The following is a 16821-nucleotide window of genomic DNA, read 5'->3' as shown; positions in this document are numbered from 1 at the left end:
ACGCCGACGAGGACCTCACGTCAGCAGCATCCAGAGCATGAAAATGGACATGCCCATCATGGCGAGGTTCTCGGTCAGGCTGACGAAGCCCAGGGGTACGTTCGTCCCGCCGCCAACGCAGGCGCATTTGAGTTCGCGCTTATCGAGAAGGACGGCCTTGAACACGCTCCAGGCGCCGATGGTCGAGATGAAGAGCGCGACGGGCGCCGCGAGCCAGGTCAGCAGCATCCCCATCATCAGCACGCCCGCGAAGGTCTCGACCCACGGATAGATGTAGGCATAGGGCACCCACTTCCGCGCGAGGACGTCGTAGTTGAGGAACATCGTGGAGAAGCTCTCGATGTCGCGGAGCTTCTGCATGCCCAGGAGGATCATCATCATCGAGATGGCCCAGCCGAGCGTCTGCCAGCCAATCCCGCCTAGGAACCCGATACTGAGCGCCACCGCCGTCGCGGCCGCCACGGCGAAGAGGTAGAGGACGGGCTTGTAGGTCGTGGCATTCGGATCCCAGTCGGTGAGCCGTTCGCGCAGGTCGGTGTAGCCGCCGACCCGCTCGCCCTCGATCCAGGTCTGCGGGGTGGTCGCGACGCCGTGTTCGGCCTTGAAGGCGTCGACCTCGGCGCGGGTGCGGAAAAGGCGGTCGTCGACCTCGTAGCCCTTGCTGTCCAAGAGCCATCGGGACTTCTGTCCGGCAGGGCACAGATGGTCCGGTAGCGCCATACGGTAGAGTACGGCTTTCTTGCCGGTGGCGGAGGTGGCAGGATCGGTCGAGACCTCTGAGACGTCGCGGGCGTCCTTAGGCATGTCAGGGCTCCTTCGGATCAGGGTTCGGTTCTGGGGGTGCCGGGCGCGGCGTCGCCGTTCGTCTCGATGTCGGCGATGTAGCGTTTCATCTCCGCGATCTCGGAGCGCTGCGCCTCGATGATCGCGTCGGCCAGTTCGCGCACGCGGGGGTCGGAGATGTTCGCCCGCTCGGAGGTCAAGATGGCGATGGAGTGATGCGGGATCATCGCCTTCATCCACGCCACGTCGCCGACGATGTCCTGGCTGCGCACGAGGTAGAGGAACAGGCCGAAGGCGACGGCCGCGCCTGCGAAGATCGCGACGTTCACCGTCCGGTTGGCATACATGCCCAGCATGAAGGCGAGCATGACAATCGCCATGACCGCGCCCATGTAGAGTGCCATCCACATGCGCGTCTGGCTGAAGAACAGATGGTCCAGCGCGTAGGTGTTCAGATACATCAGGCCATACATCACGACCGTCGAGGTCGCGATCATGGCGGCGAAACGGGCATAGGATCCGGCGTGGTGATCTTGGGTCTTCATCGGATCTCCTTATACCCCCTTGGGGTATTAGAACAAGACTGGCAGGCGTTCGGTTCCGCAGGGCGGCGCTTCACTGCCTTGCCCGAAGCGGATAGGGTCCGGTCATGCACGAGAACCGGGATGCCGCGCTCAAGCGCCTGAAGCGCCTCGAAGGCCAGGTCCGGGGCATCGCCCGGATGGTCGAGGAGGACCGCTACTGCGTCGATGTCCTCACCCAGATCGCCGCCGTCCGCGCCGCGTTGAAGGGCGTCGAGAAGCTGGTGATCGACGACCACGCCGCGCATTGCATCGAGGACGCTCTGGCTTCGGGCAACCGGGACGACCAGCGGACCAAGTTCACCGAGCTTCTGGAGCTTCTCGACAAGGCGCGGGGCTAGCCTTCCCGTCGCCACGGCCGCGCGATCAGAAGCCACACGCCTAGAACCACATCGACGCCGAGGCAGAATGGCCCCCACCATCGCGGGGCGGGACCGTCCGACAGGACGTGCGCGGCGATGTCGAAGGCGCCATGCCTGATCATCGCGATGGCTACAACGATTAGACCGCGCACATGGCCCGCCAGCGCGGCCCCGAGGAAGGCGGCTGCGATGATGACGTGCAGCGCGATCTCCGATCCGGTCCCGTTCTCGATGGCGAAGACCGGATAGAACAGCGCGATTGCGGCGAGGAGGAGCGGCCCGGTCGCGCGGTCCCGATCCATGCCCGTCGCGCGCAGCAGACCGATCGTCGCGCCCCCGGAGGCGATCCCTGCAAACAGCGGCCACACCGCTCACCCGACCTCGAACCAGGTCAGCATTCCGGAGGCCTGATGGCCGAGCATATGGCAGTGCAGCAGCCAGCGGCCTGGATTGTCGGCGACGAAGGCGATCTCCACCGGCTCGTCTGGCATCACCATAACGGTGTCGCGGCGGTCGCGATGGGGGTCCGGGCGACCACCGCGCGACAGCACCTCGAAATGATGCCCGTGCAGGTGGATGCCGTGAGCCCAGGCGGTGTCATTGACGAGGCGCATTCGGATGGTCCGCCCAAGCGGTGCGCGGAAGGCAGGGTCGTCCATGTCTCCCGCCACGCCGTTGAACGCCCAGACCCGTCGGGCGGCGACCAGTTCGCGGAAGTCGCGGTCCACGCCACCGAGACGCGCGCGACGCAGGCCGCCCATCGCGCCGCCCTCCATGCGCAGCAGCTCCTCCTGCGGGGCGGTGAGGTCGAGCGCGTGATCCATCGTCATCGGCAGCGCCCGGACGGGGCCGTCCTGCGGCGGCAGCGGCGTTTCGCCGCCGTCGACCAGGGCGCCGATCTCGATCCACTCGTCCCGGCCTGCGTCCATCAGGATCGGCAGCGGCGCGTCCATCTCGGGGGACACGTCCACCACCACGTCGGCGCGCTGCGCGGGGGCGAGAACGATCTCTTCGGCCGCCCGCGGCGCGATCGTGTGGCCGTCGAGGGCGATCAGCACCGGGGCGAGGCCCGGCAAGCGCAGCGGCATGACCCGCGCCGTGGCGGCGTTGATCAGGCGAAGCCGCAGCCGCTCGCCCCGCTGGACGGGGAGGCGCGCATCGATGGCCCCGTTGATCGTGACGGTATTCCCGAGCCTGCCCGCGTGAGACCAGTCGTGCAGGTCGCCGAAGCTCGCCTCGTGCAGCGCGGCGTCCTCCTGCAAGCGCCAGTCGGCGAGCATCAGCGTCGCCTCCCGCGTCGCGGCGCCCTCCAGCCCGGCCCAAGCTTCGCCCTCCTCGACGATCAGCGGCCCGGCGAGCCCTCGCGCCACCTGCTCCCACGACCGCGCGTGGGCGTGATACCAGTAGGTGCCGGGATCGGGCGCGACGAAGTCGTAGTCGAACGTGCCGCCCGGCGGCACCGGGTCCTGCGTGACCCCCGCCGTACCGTCCATCGCGTTCTCGATGCGGATGCCGTGCCAGTGGACCGCCGTGTCCTGCGGCAGGTCGTTGACGAAGCGGCGCCGGACCCGCTCGCCGGCACGCACACGGATCTCTCGGCCGGGGATCGTGCCACCATAGGACCAGACCGGCGTGGTGCCGTAGCCCTCGGGCGCGAGCTGCGCGTTGGACGGCGCCGCGCGCAGGATCGGCATGTCGTCGGCCCAGGCAAGGCGTGGCAGCGCCGGTACGGTGAGAGCGGATGCGCCGGCGGTGAGAAGGGCACGTCTAGAGATCGGCATGGTGGGACTCCGGGATCAGAGGTTCACGGGCGGCGTCGTCATGGTCGTGAGCGTGGCGGTCGCGACGAGGATGAGGATCACGGCCGCGCCTTCGAGCGCGATGGACCGGCGCAAGGCGGGCGGCGCGGACGGATCGCCCGCCGCGAGCGCGGGCACGAGGCGCAGCTTGTTGAGCGCGGCGAGGCCGAAGAGCGCCGTCACGACGGCGACTTTGCCGAGCAGCGTCCAGCCGTAGGCAGTGCCGAACAGGGCCGGAAGCGAGCCGGACAGAATCCAGGCGAGCGCGGTTCCCGCGGCCACCAGTGCAGCCACCGCGCCAAGAGCGACGATTCCGAAGCGGTGAAGCAGGTCCGCGCCGTCCACGTCCCCGGCGGCCCGGCGCAGAGGGGCGAGCGCACCGACCCAGAAGGCGGCGGCGAGGAGGTGTAGGACGAGCAGCACGGCCAGCGCCGCGCGCGGATCGCCGAGCGTGTGCCCGACCTGTGCGTAGGACACGGCCACCGCGACGGTTCCCCCGATCGCGAGCCACAGGCCCGCGACCGGCAGTAGGACGGCGAGGATCGCCGCCTCCCCCAGTCCTCGCCAGATCGCGGCGGCGCCCAGCGGGCTCTGCCAGACGAAGCCGAGCATCATCGGGTCCGTCGCCCCGTCCCAGCCCATGCCGGAGATGCGCGCGGCGCGGATGCCAAAGCGCGCGGCCAGCACGGCGAGGCCGACCAGCGCGGCCCCCGCCGCGAGCCGCCGCGCGAGGCGCAGGACATCGGCGTCCGCGATCCGGCGGAAGACGGCGACGAAGAGGACGCCCCCCATGGCGAGCAGCGCGGCCGCATATCCCGCGGCCTTCGCGCCGACCGCCAGCAGCGCCAGCCCGTCGATGGGGGCGAGGCCCGTCATGCGCTCGTCATTCGGACACGGTGAATCGGAAGCCGCCCTGCATCGGATGCCCGTCCGCGGCCATGCCGCGCCAGTCGAGGCGGTAGGTGCCGGGTACCAGCGGCGCGGCGGGCACGGCGTGGAACGCCTCCACCGGCTCCACGCCCGTCTCGCGCTCGATGGCGACCTCCGCTCCGTCACGGGTCAGCGCGGCGGAGATCACCCGCATCGGCGCGTCGAAGACGATGTGCAGCATCTCCACCTCGGCCACGGTCGCCCCATCGGCGGGGGTCGTGCCCTCGGTTTTCGTGTGGGCGGTGGCCGCCCCGGCCAAGAGAGCAAAGGGCAGCGCAAGGATGGTCGTTCGGATCATCGGTCTTCCTCCGGGCGCGGTCATGGCCGGGCCCTGTCGTTGATATCGTCGTGACGGGCCCGCACGTCGTCGGGCCAGGTCGATTTGATGTAGGAGAGCACGGCGACGATCTCCGCGTCCGTCAGCACGCCCTCGTAGGCGGGCATGCCCGAGGGCGGCGCGTTCTCCATGAGCCCCGCCAGCCCGTGCTTCGTCAGCGCGAAGAGCGTGGCGTCGTCGTGGTGCCAGGTGTGGCCCGAGGCGTCGTGCGGCGGCGCGGGAAGTAGGCCGTCCGGGCCGGGAGCGCGCCAATCCGGCTGCCCCTCCAGGGCCGCGCCGTGGCAGGCGGCGCACTCGGTGGCATAGACCTCCGTGCCTTGCGCCACGACCGCTGCATCGTCCGGTACGAGCCGCACCCCCTCTGCCCCGGCGGGCCGCAGCAGGAGGGCCGCGACGGCCCCGACCAGCACAAGCCCGCCGGCGCCGATCAGCGCGAGACGGCGCATGTCAGCTCGCGAAGGGTTCGGGTGTGCCCGCACGGTAGAACACCCGGCCCGCGCCCGCGTCCCCGCCGAAGGCGATCACGTCGTAGCGCGCGCTTGGATCGTCGCCCATGCCGGGCGAACCCATCGGCATCCCCGGCACGGCGAGCCCCGCGATGGCGGGACGGTCCCGAAGCACGGCCTCCAGCGCCTCGAAGGGAACGTGGCCTTCGAAGACGTAACCGTCCGCCTCGACCGTGTGGCAGGAGGCAAGCTCCAACGGGACGCCGAGCGCGGCCTTCTCCGCCTGCGGGTCGGTCAGTTCCGAGACGGTGACGGTGTAGCCACGCGCGCGCGCCAAATCGGCCCAGGCATGGCAGCAGCCGCAGGAGGGCGCAGTGTGGACGTGCATTGGTACGGCCGCTCGGGCGGGCAGGGCCGCGACCGACAGAGCGGCGGCGGAGAGGGCGAGGAAGTCGCGTCGGGTGGTCATGGGATCGGTCCTTGTCGTCAGGTTGGAGCGGAAGGCCCCGGCGGGGCGGCGCTCAGACCTTCGGAGGACCGGTCGGGACGGCGGTGGAGACGCCGCGTGTCAAGATGATGTCGGCGGGTAAGGCGCGAAGAATGTGCGCCGTGCCGGAAAGGACGATGGGCGCATTCGGTGCGGTCACGTCCAGCAGACAGCCCGCGCCACCTTGCGCCCCGAGAGCATCGCAGCATTCGGCCAGGGCGGCCTTACGGGCATCGTGTTCGTCGGCCATCGACATGGCGTCATGCCGTTCGTTCGGCGCTCCATGCCCGACACCATGCGCTGCCGAGGCGGCGCTGGTCACCGCGAGAAGCGCGGCGAAGAGAAGAGAAAGGGCGAGACGAACCACGTCCCATACCTACCCAGGGTATGGAGCAGCGGCAAGGGACGGGTCGCCGCGCCCTCCCACTACGGAACGTTGAGGATCACCCGCAGCCATTATGGCGCCGCCACATCTCCGGGTCATGGCCCTCGGGCACGGCGTCGCAAGGATCGTCGGCATAGCCGCGGAGTACGCCATATCGCTCGACCTGCGCGGCCGTCAGCAGGGGCGTCGTCCGCAGATGTGCCGCGAGATGTACCAAGCGGAGCTCGGCCCGCGCAGTGCCTGCGTCCCGGACCAGGCGTTCGAGGGTCGCGGCGTCCGGGACGGTCCCCGTGAACGCAGCGTCCAGCGCACGCTCCGCCGCGACGAAGCGCTCGCCCGCCGCGATGGCATCGGCGCGCATCTCATCGCGGATCACCTCGACGGCGGTCCGTTGACTGGCATCGAGCCCGATCTCTTCCGCCAGTTCCAGCAGATGCGCCGGTCCCGGCACGCCGTTCAACTCGGCCGCCCGCGCCAAGCCCCATCCCCCGCCCTCGGCCAGTTCGGCGAGATCGTCGGCGGATAGGGACGCGATCTCGCGCGCCTGCTCCCCGGCATAGGGGGAATGCTTCGAGGTGTCGTCCGCCATCACCGGCATGGCGAGAAGCAGGATCGCAAGGGTGGTTCTCGTGAAGTGCATGGCTGGCATCCGCGTGATTGATCGAGCTTCTGATTGCATGCGGGTCCGCCCATCGGACATGATCGCGATCATGTCCGACGCATTCTATGACGCCTTCGCCGCCTCGCCCGAACGCACGCTTTCCAGCGGTATGGTTCTGTTCCATCGCGGAGATCCGGTGCGGCACGTCTTCCATATCCGGGAAGGCCGCGTGGTCCTGCGCCGTATGCTGACCGACGGTGGGGCGCTCACGCTTCATCGTGCCGGACCGGGCGAGACCGTCGCCCCGGCCTCGCTCTGGGCGGAGACGACCCATTGCGACGCCGTCTGCGATCTGGACGCGCGCCTCGCCGTGCTTCCGGCCGCCGCACTGCGCGATTGGATTGGGACCTCTCCGGCGGCAGACGCCTTGGCCCAGACCGCCCATGCCGTCCAGGCGCTGCGCGCCCGCATCGAAGTGCTGCGCGTGCGTCGGCTCAGCGATCGGCTCGATGCCTATCTCGACCTGCACGGCCCGCCGGGAACAGGCGGCTGGGTCGGCGTCGCCGACTGGATCGGTGTCACGCCTCCCGCGCTGTACCGCGAGTTGGGGCGGCGACGGGCGCTCCGGTAGGGTGCGCAGCGGAACGTCCCTTCTTCACGCGGGATGCTTCCCCGCGTCCACTGACCCTGCCTCCCCCGGGATCGTCGGTACCCGCCCCTGCCGGATCTTAGCCACGCGCCGGTTCATCCAGTGCCGGATAGCGTGCCGGTAGAGCAGACCCCGCACGAGGCCGAAGGACTGCCGGTGCTCCGCGTAGAGGGCGTCCGGGTCATCGTAGAGGCCGAGGTCGCGCGCGATGCCGGTGCGCTGGATGTAGGTGTCCCGGCCCGTCCAGGCGACATCCGGCGCCTTGAGGCAGTCCGTCCCCGCCCCGTAGGCGCAGAGCGAGGACCGCCCCGCGAAGGCCGTTTGGAGCGCGCGCAGGAAGGCCGCGTCGAGGATGAACCCTTCGAGGTTCACCCACCGTCCGTCCCATTCAATCTCGGCCCAGGAGTGCAGGATCTCCTCGGGCGCGATGCGGTAGGCGACCTCAGGCACCACCCCGCGCTGAAGCGCCTTGTGGATGGTGAAGCCGTGCAGCCTGCAGGGGACGCCCAGGGCCCGTAGCAACGCCATCAGCAGCGTCGCCTTGGTGTTGCACTGCCCGTAGCCGTCGGCCAGCACGACCGAGGCCGGGACCGCGTCGTCGCGGTTGTAGCCGAAGGCCACCTCGTCGCGGACGAAGTCGTAGGCCGCGCCGATCCGCTCGAAGGGCGGGAGGTCCGCCCAGCCCCGCGCGGCGATCAGGTCGCGGATCGACGGGTGGTCGTAGTCGAGGAGCTGGGTCGGGCGGAGGAGCGCGTGGTTCTCTTGCGTCGTCATGGGTGCTGCTCCGCCCCGTGGGCCTCGTGGCCGTTCGTGGTGCTGGACGCCTCGCGCAACTCCCCCACGGCCTGCCGCAGGATCGAGACCGAGGCCGACAGGAACAGCGCCGACATGATCCCCGCGACGAGGAGGTCCGGCCAGGCCGTGCCTGTGCCGAACACGCCGAGGGCGGCCGCCACGACGGCCACGTTGCCGATGGCGTCGTTGCGCGAGCACAGCCACACCGAGCGCACGTTCGCGTCCCCGTCGCGAAAGCGCAGGAGCAGCAAGACCGAGGCGAGGTTCGCCGCAAGCGCCAGCATCCCCACCGCGCCCATCACCGGCGCGTCCGGCAGGCCCGGCCCGAGCGCGGCCCACACCGTCGAGCCGAAGACCCACAGGCCCATCAGCATCAGGCTCGCGCCCTTCGCCAGCGCCGCCGTGGCGCGCACGCGCAAGGAAGCCCCCAGCACCGCGAGGCTAATCGCGTAGGTCGCGGTGTCGGCCGCGAAGTCGAGCGCGTCGGCCTTGAGCGCCTGGCTACCCGCCAGCGCGCCGGCCGTCATCTCGACGGCGAACATCATCCCGTTGATCGCGATCACCGCCCAAAGCGCGCGCCGGAACGGGGCCGAGGCGTCCTTCATTTCTGGGCCGTGCCCGCAGCATCCATCGCTCATGATCGTCTCCCGAATCTTGTTCGGGACCACAGGTAGGGGCTATAACGGTTGTAGCTTCAAGCCCCGATGTAGACTTGGACAAAGGAAAAATGATGACGGAGCGCTTCACCGTGGGCCAGCTTGCCCGCGAGACCGGGATCGCCGTGGGCACCGTACGGCACTACGAGAAGATTGGCCTCCTGCCGCCCGCCGCGCGCAGCGAGGGCAATCAGCGCCTCTTCGACGCGGCCGCCCGGCGGCGGCTGGGCTTCCTGCGCCACGCACGCGACCTCGGCTTCTCGCTCGACGCTACGCGCGAACTTCTGGACCTCGCCGACCATCCCGACCGGCCCTGCGACCGGGCCGACGTCATCGCGCGGCGGCACCTTGCGGACGTCGAAACGCGGATCGCGCGGCTGGAGGGGCTGCGCCGCGAACTGGTCCGGATGGTTGAGAGCTGCGCTCATGCGAACGAGGGCGGAGCCGTCGCGGAATGCAGCGTGATCGAGACGCTGGCCGACCACGCGCATTGCACGAGCGATCACGAGGGCGAGAAGGGTGGCGTTGCCCGGAAAGGACGGTAGGCAGTTCCGCCAGGTGCACGCATCCGGCACGGCACAATGAAACGCCCAAACCGTTCTGCAGGGGTCATTTCTGAAGTTCGGAACGGCCCAAGCCGCAAATCTAGAGGCTAGCGAAACGGTCTAACCCCTACCCCTCCAGCCGCTGGCGCGACTTTAGCCCATCCGCTCCGCCTGCGCCTCCGCGACTTCCCCTGTCAGTTCGGGCTCTGCACCCGCCTTCATCTTGGGCCTGCGCTTCGACCGGCTCTTCGTCGCAGCAGCGGTACCAACAGCTTCGAACCCGCAGTTGGCCGCAGCTAACTGGACGACGGCCTCGTTCTCCGTTCGGGGCACGTTAGCGACCTGCGCAGCTGATGCTGGCGGCGCCTGCTCGCTCGCTCGCATCATCCGCGCCGGACCGCGCGCCCGTACCCGCTCGACCCCGAGCGGCGGCCATGGAAGCCCCCTGCCCCGCCGCGCCCGATCGAGAGGCGCGAACTGCCGATCGTCGTAATACCGGATATGTCGGGCGCGGATCGGATACTGCCCCTCGGGCAGGATCAGCACCTCGTCCAACGGAAAGCGTAGCAGCTCGGACGGGCTGACCAGGGGTCGTTCCTCGTTGCGACGGCTGACGTTCGCGCTGTCGTCGAGGTCGAGAATGCGCGACTGACTCTCGGTCTTGGACGTGATCGTGCGCTTGCCGAGCGCTCCGGATATCACCTCGGCGGTCCGATCGTCCTGCGGCGTCATGAAGATCTGGATGCCCGCGCCGCCCATGAGACTGCGCCGTCCGGCCTCGCCGTAGATCGCGTCGAGGCCAGGGATCGTCTGGCTGATGATGAAGAAGCGCCCGCCGTAGGAGCGGATCGTCTTGATGGCGTTCAGCACCATCTCCTGGCGACCGAGCTGGTCGAACTCGTCCATGAGGAACATGACCGCGTGGGGCTCATCCGGGCCGGGCTCGGCGCGCTGGAGAGAGGCGATTGCGTCGGCGAAGAGGAGGCGCACGAGCGGGGCAAGCGTGCGCAGGTGCTCAGGCTGCACGGCGATGTAGAGGGTCTGGGCCTCGCGCCTAAAATTCGCGAAGTCGAAGTCGCTTTCGGAAGTCGCCTGCACGACGGACGGGTCCGACCAGAGCTCGAACCCCGCGCCCATGATGACCGAGACGTAGCTGTCGACGATCTTCTGAGTCTCGCCGGCCATCTCGTTGAACGTCCGCGCGACGATTGGGATCGCGGTGCGCTCGGCGAACTGGCGATAGGCGTCGGCCCGCGCGCCACCTCCGCCCATCACCTCGGCGGCATAACCGAGCGTTGGCCGGTCCTGCTCAATGCCGTAGAGGCAGCAGGCGACGAAGAGGCGCTTGCCGGCTTGGTAGAAGCCGCGGGCGCTATCGCTCTCGACGACGAGGAAGAGGTCGGCGAGGGCGTTGAGCGCGGTGTAGCGCTCCTCGGTCGAGTCCATCGCAGCGATGCGGGCGAGCGGGTTGAAGCGATGCGTGCGGGTCGTGCGACCCGGCGCGGGGCCGTCCGCCCCCTGCCCTTCCGGCTTCGGCACGTCGACGTAAGCGAACGGGCTGAAGTACCAGACGGCGTTCTTCAGGTCGGTGCCGCGGCGATGCGCGGTCTTCTCGAAGTTCTCGCCCTTCACGTCGAGCACGACCGCCGAGCCGCGATGGTGAAGCAGGTTCGGCAGCACGAAGCCCACGCCCTTCCCCCGCCCCGTGGGCGCGACCATCATCGCATGCGGAAAGCGGTCGGGCGGCGCCGAGACGAAGGGCGCGTTCGAGGATGGCTTACCTAGCTTGCCATAGACGAAGCCGTTCGCCTCAAACCCGCGGACCATCCGATTGCGGCGCAACTCGGCCTTCGACTGGAAATGGGCGTCGTCGTATTCGGTGAGGCGGCCGCGATAGGCCGAGGTGAGCCCGACCACGGCGAGCGCGAAGGCCCCTGCCCCGGTGATGACGACTGCCGCCTGAAGCATCGCCGGGTTGGTCTGCAGCTGCCACCAGTCGTAGCGCAGGAACCAGGGCTCCGCGAAGGAGATCGTCTCCAGCCGCTCCCGGCGGGCGAGCACGACGTAGATCGTCGCGACCATCGCGCCGATATACCCGCCCGCACCGATTCCGAGCACCGCCGCCAACGGGTAGCGCCAGCGGCTCTCCATCTGTCCGAGCATCACGCATCTCCTCGTCGGCACACTCTACGAACACCGCGACCCAACAACCCAAGAACCCCAGAACCCGGAAGCCCCGTGTCAGAGGCCGTAATCGTCCGCCACGTCCCGCTCGGTGCCGACGGTCCGACTGCGATCTCGCACGCGAAGATCGGCCTGGCGCGCCATAGACTGGTAGTCATCGACCGCATCCGAGGCGCGGGCCCGCTCCGGCTCCACGCCCGTCGCCGCGCCGTGCCGCAATTCTGATGCCACGACAGCGCGCAGCGTCGGATCGGTGACTTGCTTCGACAGCGCGCTCGTATCGCTGCCGAGCGCCGCATCCCGGTCCTCCGGGTCGAGATCTCGCCCCACCCGGCGAACCAGCGCCTCGACGGCGGGGATCTCCGATAGACGGCGTCCCGCATCGGCGCGGGAGAGCTGATCCTTCGCGAGGTCCTCCTCGAGCTCTCGCGGCAGCGTGTAGGCAGCCAAGACCTCCTGCGCCTGCTGGCTCGTACGGCGCTCCTCTTCCAGCCAAGCGACGGTCTCGATCGTGTTGGACTGCTCGCGCCAAGCCGACAGCTGGGCCACCGAGCGCTCAGGCAGCATATGGCGCGCCGCGACCTCCTCGGGGTTCGTCTCGAAGGCGGCGAGGCGCTCGCGATCCTCGGCGAGCCGCGCCTCCAGCCGCTCTGTGATGCCGTCCAGAGCCCGCTCGATCCGCCGCCCGAACTCCGAGCCCTCCGGGGCCGCATCGCGAGAAGCATGCAGCGCTGCGATGCGCGGATGGGCGTAGGGATCCACGCTGCGCTCGGCCGCTTCGGCATGGGCGCGCAGCCAGGGATCGGCGAGCGGCATGGCCGTGACCTCGCGGGCCTGCGCGGCGAACCGGGCCTCCAACGCCGTCTTGTCGGCACCGGGCTCCATGTCCTGGACTTGGTCCCACGCCGTTCGCGCCTTGGCAGTCATATCCTCAATGGCCTGTGCCAGTCGCTCCGAAGGCTCAAAGGGCAGTCGCGCCCCCTGCCCCGCCTGTTCCGTCGTTTCCGATGAAGCCATCAGCGCCACCCCTCCCTCCAAGGCGTCGGAGGCTGCCGTCAGCATCCCCGCCAGCCGATCCATGAACTTCCGATCCCCGCCCGCGAGCAGCCCGGCCGACGCCCCGAGATCGCGATAGGCGCGCGCGAAGGCCCAGACCTCCGCCTCGCGGCGCATCCGCGCGACTGCGCCGACAGGCTCGACCTTCGGCTCGCGCCCTTCGGCATGCGCGGCGCGATACTCGACCTCGCGCGGCACGTTCTCGACATGGCCGCGGCTCAGGCGGCTCGTCGCCGCGAGCGCCAGCCCGTGCTCGCCCGCGATTTCGGCGTGGAGCTCGCGCATGACGCCGTAGGTCAGCTCGGCCTTGTTCGAGATGGACAGGAACCGCCCTTCGTCGACGCCGCGCTTATCGACCACGAAATGCGCATGGACGTGGTCGGTGTCCTGGTGAAGCCCCGCGACGTAACGCCAGCGGTCGCCGAAATCTCCGGACATGAAGACCGCCCTGCCCCAGTCGCGCGCGATTATCTCGGCCTGCTCTGGATCAGTCCCGCGGGGGAAACTCAGAATGATGTGGTCGGTATGCCCCCGCTTCGGCGCGCCGCGCCAAGAAGCGATCCAGGTCTCGACAGTGCGGGGGATGGTGCGCGCGCCGACCTCCCGCTCGACCCCGGTCTGGTTTGTCCATGTGGCGCGTACGCCCTCCTCTCGGGTGACGTAGGCGAGCTGGCGCTTCAGTTCGGCGCGGGTATGAGTGCCGCCCTGGGAGACTCTCTTGACCACCGACTGGGGCACCCGCTGCGCGTTGCCGACATAGGCCTTGGCAAGCCTGCGCGTGGGCGAACCGAGCCTGCGGGCGACGTGCTGGCCGGCATCAAAGGCCCCTGCCCCGCCGCGGCGGCGCGCGAGATCGGGAAGGATGTCGCCGAGAACCGCGTCTTGGACCGACGCCCCCTGGCCCGCCCCGCTACGCATCGGCGCGCTCCCGAGCCTTTCGTTCGGCGGCGATGTCTTCCTCGTCCCAGACGGCGGACGCGAACCCACGAGTGCGCGCGACGCTCACGACGCGGATCATCTCCTCGGTCACGGCGTCGAGTTTCGCCCCGAGGCGCGCCATCGTGGCCGAGTCCCGAGCGTTCCAGACGAGACGCCCGGACTGCGCTAGCTGCGCCATCTGGTTCACGTTTACCCCGATCGCGTTCACCTCGCGGCGAAGCCGATCCACCGCCGCGATGCGCTCCTTGGGCCAATCGAGAACGTCTTCGGAGTGGCGCACGAGCCGCCGCCCGGCATCCGACAGCGTAAGCCCATGGACCGTTGCGCGGGCGCGGAAGGCTGCGAACTCCTCGTCAGAGAGCAGGATCTGGAGCCGCTTCCCGCCCGATGTCGTGTTCTTCGAAGTCGCCCGCGCAAGGCACCGCACGATGCTCGTGCGATGTCGCCCCAGCCGGCGCGCGATCTCTCCGACGGATAGACCGGACGCCAGAAGGCGCTGCGCCTCGGCGCGTTCGGCGGCGGTGATCTTGGGTCGGCTCGGCATGGCATCGCCCGGTCAGGAGGATCGTCGTGCCAAAAGTATATCACCTTATACCGTTCCAGCCAACCGTCCCTTCGGGCCGGTCTTCGCTCCTTCGAAGAAGGGTCGCTTGCGAAGGCCGGAAGCCCGAAGGGACTCCGCTGGAGGCCCCGCAAGGGGTCGACCCGAGGCCGCCGCCCGGCGGCCGAGGCGCGCGTCAGCGCCAGCCGAAGACCCAGCACCCGCCGGACATGGCTGTCGCCGACCTCGTGATTGCCTTCTGGATATGGTGATGTGCGCGATTGCTGCAAAGTGGGTACGCGGCTTTGCGGGCACTATGGGATACATCGAATTGGGGTCATGCTGTCGTTGGGCAGCTGGGTCTGTGTGTTATTGGGAACGTGGATCGTGATGTAGATGGCATGTGATGATGCGCGCATTCGAGCATCTTTAGATGTAGGAGAGGGGCATCGTTGATCCTTACCGGTCCCCAACCAAGGGATTGCCCCATCGTGGATATGTGACCTTCTGGGTGTATACCTTTGCTGCTTTCTTGTTTCGCGGGTCTCTGGTTAAGCGGCTTCCTTGTGATTTGTTATCTTTGCGACGCGTAGTTGTTGTTTTGTTGGCTTTTGATGCCGCTGCGGCGTGACCATCTTGGCATGCCTGCCTCAGCTCTAGTTGTGTCCATGAGACGCTGCAATGTGGCCTCTATGCGAGTTTGGCGTGTTGGGTTTTGGGACTCCGCTGAACTTGATCTTTGGCACGTTTGCAACGCGGCAGCGTGAATCTGCGGTCCTGCTGCTCTGCGGGCTGGTGAGGTCGCGGGGATGCGGTAGGGTGGCACCAAAACGAGACAAGCGGGCAGGAGGCAGGCATGAAAGTGATCTCGGTCGTTTCGACCAAGGGCGGGTCGGGCAAGACGACGACGGTGATGGGTTTGGCCTCCGCCGCCCTGGCGGCGGGGCATCGCACCGCGCTGATCGACGGCGATTCCAACGGGCAGGTGATCGGCTGGCGGCAGGCCTTCGATCAGGCGATGTGGAAGGGCATTGAGCCCAAGGCGTGGCCGGAGGCGTTGACCGTCGAGTCGTGCCCGACTTCGACGGACGAGCTCTACGAGCGGATCGGCGCGCTGGAGGATGAGGGCGTCGACCTCGTCATCATCGATACGCGCGGCGGCACGGGCGGCGACAGCGAGACGCTCGCCCTCGCCGCGGACCTCGTCCTCGTGCCGACGCGGCCCGTGGCCGGGGAGTGGCGTCAGGCCATCGCGACTTTCGAATGGATGCGACAGCTCTTCGACGGGCTGGAGGACCAATCGGACGCGCCAGACCTGCGCGCCGTCTTCACCAACGTGCCGCAGAAGATCGTCGCCTCGGCGCGCAAGGCGGTGCCGTTCTCGGACCTCACGGCGAACGAGAGGCATCTGCTCGATCAGCTCGCGCAGCTGCCGTTCCTAGAGACGATGATCCCGCAATCGAAGATCCTGCAGGACTTCGCCGACTATGGCCCGCTCACGACGGCCATCGAGATGCGCAAGGCGTCGAGGGCAGGGCGGCTCCATGTCGGGCCCGTCGAGGATCAGCTGATGTTCCTCACGAGCCTCTACGACGAAGTGCAGGCCCTCGACGCGCGGGAGGCCGCGTGATGGCCCGCGCCCGTCGCACACCGCCTAAGATGGTCCGCCCGACGCCGGCCCAGACCGATCCGCGTCTCGCGGCCGCGAACACGCTCGGCCCCAAGGCCGATCCCGACGCCATCGCCGAGCTCGCAGCGCGGGTCGTGCCGAAGCACGACGCTCCGCGCGAGGTGAAGCCCGCCGCCGAGGCTACGGCGGCGACACCCGAGCCGGCGAAAGCGGAGCCGGAAGGGCAGGGGCCCCCGGTCACGGAGGCACCGGCCGTCGTCGATCCACCCAAGAAGGCCCGCCGTCAGCCGCAGCCGAAAGTCGAGCCTACCGCGCCGGAGGGGCAGGAGCGTCGGAGGCGCCCCGCCGCAAAAGAGGCGCAGGTCCGCGTCGCCGTCCCGCTCACGCCGAAGGCGCTGCGCGCCATCCAGGCGGCGGCCGAGAAGATCGGCAAGGACGACGCTTACGTGCTCGACGTGCTGCGCCTGAAGGCACCGCTCGCCTTCCGCGACCGCGTGCGCGCCCGCGACCTCACCGGCCCGGTGGAGGAGCCCCAAGGCAAGGAACGGCTGGAGGTCAACGTCCGCCTCTCGGATCCCGACCTCGACCATCTGCGCGGGATCATGGACGACCCGCTCGGCCAGAAGAAGATGGCCGCGCTCGTGCGGCCCTTCCTCGCCGTCGAGATCGAGGCGATGGCGCGCAGCTTCGTGCGCTAGCAGTAGAGGCTGGGTAGGGGCGCGACGTCGTCGAGACGCATCGCGTCCTCGCCTGTCACGAAGGCGAAGCTCCCGCCCGCCCGGACGATCTCGACCATCTGCCGCCACTCGGCCGGGTCGACGTCCTTCTCGGCCGCGCGCCTCTCGACAAGGGGTAGGGCGGCCTGCTCGCCCGTCGCGGAGAGCAGCACGACGAGGGTCGCATCCGCATCCTCGGGCATCGTTACGACGAGGGAGGCGTTGGAGGTCGCGCCGAAGACGCGATCCGGATCGCAGACGAGCATCGCGTTGCCGCCACCTGCCGCGAGTGTGTAGCGCGCGAGGCCGCGCACCATGTCCTGATGCCATTCCGTCGCCGCGAGCACGCAGATCGCCTGTATGATCCACCGCACGAGTATAATCCCTTATACCTACAAG

At 68.9% G+C, this 16821-nt stretch carries 21 protein-coding genes; 5 read left to right on the top strand and 16 right to left on the bottom strand.

Annotated features, from left to right (window positions below; translation table 11 throughout):
- Positions 1 to 15: 15 nt before the first annotated feature.
- Together V6N07_RS17730 and V6N07_RS17725 are read right to left on the bottom strand one after the other, a co-directional pair.
- Positions 16 to 804, bottom strand: coding sequence for a MauE/DoxX family redox-associated membrane protein (locus tag V6N07_RS17730; RefSeq protein ID WP_371158268.1), 789 nt, complete (start codon positions 802 to 804; stop codon positions 16 to 18).
- A 17-nt stretch (positions 805 to 821) separates the two neighbouring features.
- Complete coding sequence (locus V6N07_RS17725; protein ID WP_371158266.1) at positions 822 to 1328, bottom strand: DUF305 domain-containing protein; 507 nt, start codon at positions 1326 to 1328, stop codon at positions 822 to 824.
- A gap of 104 nt (positions 1329 to 1432) precedes the next feature.
- On the opposite strand from V6N07_RS17725, the gene V6N07_RS17720 reads away from it, so the two are divergent.
- Positions 1433 to 1705, top strand: coding sequence for a metal-sensitive transcriptional regulator (locus V6N07_RS17720; RefSeq protein ID WP_371158264.1), 273 nt, complete (start codon positions 1433 to 1435; stop codon positions 1703 to 1705).
- Here V6N07_RS17720 and V6N07_RS17715 read toward each other — a convergent pair.
- From V6N07_RS17715 to V6N07_RS17680, 8 genes are all read right to left on the bottom strand, one after another.
- On the bottom strand, positions 1702 to 2094 hold the full coding sequence (locus tag V6N07_RS17715) for a hypothetical protein (protein WP_371158262.1): 393 nt from the start codon (positions 2092 to 2094) through the stop codon (positions 1702 to 1704). The genes V6N07_RS17720 and V6N07_RS17715 overlap by 4 nt on opposite strands.
- A gap of 3 nt (positions 2095 to 2097) precedes the next feature.
- Entirely contained in the window at positions 2098 to 3507 is a 1410-nt protein-coding gene (locus V6N07_RS17710) for a multicopper oxidase family protein (RefSeq protein WP_371158260.1), read from the bottom strand.
- A gap of 15 nt (positions 3508 to 3522) precedes the next feature.
- Positions 3523 to 4401 (bottom strand): CopD family protein, encoded by an 879-nt coding sequence (locus tag V6N07_RS17705; RefSeq protein WP_371158258.1) that lies wholly within the window; start codon positions 4399 to 4401, stop codon positions 3523 to 3525.
- A gap of 7 nt (positions 4402 to 4408) precedes the next feature.
- On the bottom strand, positions 4409 to 4753 hold the full coding sequence (locus V6N07_RS17700) for a copper resistance protein CopC (protein ID WP_371158256.1): 345 nt from the start codon (positions 4751 to 4753) through the stop codon (positions 4409 to 4411).
- A gap of 20 nt (positions 4754 to 4773) precedes the next feature.
- Complete coding sequence (locus tag V6N07_RS17695) at positions 4774 to 5238, bottom strand: cytochrome c (protein ID WP_371158254.1); 465 nt, start codon at positions 5236 to 5238, stop codon at positions 4774 to 4776.
- A gap of 1 nt (position 5239) precedes the next feature.
- Positions 5240 to 5626, bottom strand: a complete 387-nt coding sequence (locus V6N07_RS17690; protein ID WP_371158252.1) for a DUF411 domain-containing protein — start codon at positions 5624 to 5626, stop codon at positions 5240 to 5242.
- Between the two features lie 133 nt (positions 5627 to 5759).
- A complete protein-coding gene (locus V6N07_RS17685; protein ID WP_371158250.1) occupies positions 5760 to 6092 on the bottom strand; it encodes a hypothetical protein in 333 nt (110 codons plus the stop codon).
- 76 nt (positions 6093 to 6168) lie between these two features.
- A complete protein-coding gene (locus V6N07_RS17680; RefSeq protein ID WP_371158248.1) occupies positions 6169 to 6750 on the bottom strand; it encodes a Spy/CpxP family protein refolding chaperone in 582 nt (193 codons plus the stop codon).
- A 37-nt stretch (positions 6751 to 6787) separates the two neighbouring features.
- Here V6N07_RS17680 and V6N07_RS17675 point away from each other — a divergent pair, with 37 nt between their 5' ends.
- Complete coding sequence (locus tag V6N07_RS17675) at positions 6788 to 7342, top strand: Crp/Fnr family transcriptional regulator (protein ID WP_371158246.1); 555 nt, start codon at positions 6788 to 6790, stop codon at positions 7340 to 7342.
- Positions 7343 to 7366: 24 nt separating this feature from the next.
- Here V6N07_RS17675 and V6N07_RS17670 read toward each other — a convergent pair whose 3' ends face one another.
- Entirely contained in the window at positions 7367 to 8134 is a 768-nt protein-coding gene (locus V6N07_RS17670) for a transglutaminase family protein (RefSeq protein ID WP_371158244.1), read from the bottom strand.
- Positions 8131 to 8793, bottom strand: coding sequence for a cation transporter (locus V6N07_RS17665; protein WP_371158242.1), 663 nt, complete (start codon positions 8791 to 8793; stop codon positions 8131 to 8133). Before V6N07_RS17665 ends, V6N07_RS17670 begins: the two co-directional genes overlap by 4 nt.
- Before the next feature lie 89 nt (positions 8794 to 8882).
- Between V6N07_RS17665 and V6N07_RS17660 the strand changes: the two genes are divergently transcribed.
- The gene (locus V6N07_RS17660; RefSeq protein ID WP_371158240.1) at positions 8883 to 9356 is read left to right on the top strand and encodes a helix-turn-helix domain-containing protein; all 474 of its coding nucleotides are present in this window, start codon (positions 8883 to 8885) and stop codon (positions 9354 to 9356) included.
- Positions 9357 to 9509: 153 nt separating this feature from the next.
- On the opposite strand, the gene V6N07_RS17655 is transcribed toward V6N07_RS17660, so the two are convergent.
- From V6N07_RS17655 to V6N07_RS17645, 3 genes are all read right to left on the bottom strand, one after another.
- Positions 9510 to 11519 carry a type IV secretory system conjugative DNA transfer family protein gene (locus V6N07_RS17655; protein WP_371158238.1) on the bottom strand — a complete coding sequence of 670 codons (2010 nt, stop codon included), beginning with the start codon at positions 11517 to 11519 and terminating at the stop codon, positions 9510 to 9512.
- 78 nt (positions 11520 to 11597) lie between these two features.
- On the bottom strand, positions 11598 to 13514 hold the full coding sequence (locus V6N07_RS17650) for a relaxase/mobilization nuclease domain-containing protein (RefSeq protein ID WP_371158236.1): 1917 nt from the start codon (positions 13512 to 13514) through the stop codon (positions 11598 to 11600).
- Positions 13507 to 14079, bottom strand: coding sequence for a helix-turn-helix domain-containing protein (locus V6N07_RS17645; protein WP_371158234.1), 573 nt, complete (start codon positions 14077 to 14079; stop codon positions 13507 to 13509). The genes V6N07_RS17650 and V6N07_RS17645 overlap by 8 nt, the downstream gene beginning before the upstream one ends.
- A gap of 853 nt (positions 14080 to 14932) precedes the next feature.
- Between V6N07_RS17645 and V6N07_RS17640 the strand changes: the two genes are divergently transcribed.
- The gene (locus V6N07_RS17640) at positions 14933 to 15706 is read left to right on the top strand and encodes an AAA family ATPase (protein ID WP_371158232.1); all 774 of its coding nucleotides are present in this window, start codon (positions 14933 to 14935) and stop codon (positions 15704 to 15706) included.
- Positions 15707 to 15735: 29 nt separating this feature from the next.
- Positions 15736 to 16404, top strand: coding sequence for a hypothetical protein (locus V6N07_RS17635; RefSeq protein WP_371158230.1), 669 nt, complete (start codon positions 15736 to 15738; stop codon positions 16402 to 16404).
- Here the strand turns inward: V6N07_RS17635 and V6N07_RS17630 are convergent.
- Positions 16401 to 16796, bottom strand: coding sequence for a hypothetical protein (locus V6N07_RS17630; protein WP_371158228.1), 396 nt, complete (start codon positions 16794 to 16796; stop codon positions 16401 to 16403). The genes V6N07_RS17635 and V6N07_RS17630 overlap by 4 nt on opposite strands.
- Positions 16797 to 16821: the final 25 nt, after the last annotated feature.

The sequence above is a fragment of the Jannaschia sp. 2305UL9-9 genome, from assembly GCF_041403465.1.
Classification (GTDB): domain Bacteria; phylum Pseudomonadota; class Alphaproteobacteria; order Rhodobacterales; family Rhodobacteraceae; genus Jannaschia.
The sequence above is the reverse complement of the archived record's forward strand: the minus strand, read 5'-3'. Positions and strand labels throughout refer to the sequence as shown.

What these genes read in the sequence shown, in the direction of transcription:
- V6N07_RS17720 (WP_371158264.1), top strand. Translation starts at nt 1,433, where the DNA reads ATGCACGAGAACCGGGATGCCGCGCTCAAGCGCCTGAAGCGCCTCGAA.
- V6N07_RS17690 (WP_371158252.1), bottom strand. Translation starts at nt 5,626, where the DNA reads ATGCACGTCCACACTGCGCCCTCCTGCGGCTGCTGCCATGCCTGGGCC.
- V6N07_RS17725 (WP_371158266.1), bottom strand. Translation starts at nt 1,328, where the DNA reads ATGAAGACCCAAGATCACCACGCCGGATCCTATGCCCGTTTCGCCGCC.
- V6N07_RS17710 (WP_371158260.1), bottom strand. Translation starts at nt 3,507, where the DNA reads ATGCCGATCTCTAGACGTGCCCTTCTCACCGCCGGCGCATCCGCTCTC.
- V6N07_RS17665 (WP_371158242.1), bottom strand. Translation starts at nt 8,793, where the DNA reads ATGAGCGATGGATGCTGCGGGCACGGCCCAGAAATGAAGGACGCCTCG.
- V6N07_RS17655 (WP_371158238.1), bottom strand. Translation starts at nt 11,519, where the DNA reads ATGCTCGGACAGATGGAGAGCCGCTGGCGCTACCCGTTGGCGGCGGTG.
- V6N07_RS17660 (WP_371158240.1), top strand. Translation starts at nt 8,883, where the DNA reads ATGATGACGGAGCGCTTCACCGTGGGCCAGCTTGCCCGCGAGACCGGG.
- V6N07_RS17635 (WP_371158230.1), top strand. Translation starts at nt 15,736, where the DNA reads ATGGTCCGCCCGACGCCGGCCCAGACCGATCCGCGTCTCGCGGCCGCG.
- V6N07_RS17700 (WP_371158256.1), bottom strand. Translation starts at nt 4,753, where the DNA reads ATGATCCGAACGACCATCCTTGCGCTGCCCTTTGCTCTCTTGGCCGGG.
- V6N07_RS17730 (WP_371158268.1), bottom strand. Translation starts at nt 804, where the DNA reads ATGCCTAAGGACGCCCGCGACGTCTCAGAGGTCTCGACCGATCCTGCC.
- V6N07_RS17675 (WP_371158246.1), top strand. Translation starts at nt 6,788, where the DNA reads ATGCGGGTCCGCCCATCGGACATGATCGCGATCATGTCCGACGCATTC.
- V6N07_RS17670 (WP_371158244.1), bottom strand. Translation starts at nt 8,134, where the DNA reads ATGACGACGCAAGAGAACCACGCGCTCCTCCGCCCGACCCAGCTCCTC.
- V6N07_RS17705 (WP_371158258.1), bottom strand. Translation starts at nt 4,401, where the DNA reads ATGACGGGCCTCGCCCCCATCGACGGGCTGGCGCTGCTGGCGGTCGGC.
- V6N07_RS17650 (WP_371158236.1), bottom strand. Translation starts at nt 13,514, where the DNA reads ATGCGTAGCGGGGCGGGCCAGGGGGCGTCGGTCCAAGACGCGGTTCTC.
- V6N07_RS17645 (WP_371158234.1), bottom strand. Translation starts at nt 14,079, where the DNA reads ATGCCGAGCCGACCCAAGATCACCGCCGCCGAACGCGCCGAGGCGCAG.
- V6N07_RS17695 (WP_371158254.1), bottom strand. Translation starts at nt 5,238, where the DNA reads ATGCGCCGTCTCGCGCTGATCGGCGCCGGCGGGCTTGTGCTGGTCGGG.
- V6N07_RS17640 (WP_371158232.1), top strand. Translation starts at nt 14,933, where the DNA reads ATGAAAGTGATCTCGGTCGTTTCGACCAAGGGCGGGTCGGGCAAGACG.
- V6N07_RS17680 (WP_371158248.1), bottom strand. Translation starts at nt 6,750, where the DNA reads ATGCACTTCACGAGAACCACCCTTGCGATCCTGCTTCTCGCCATGCCG.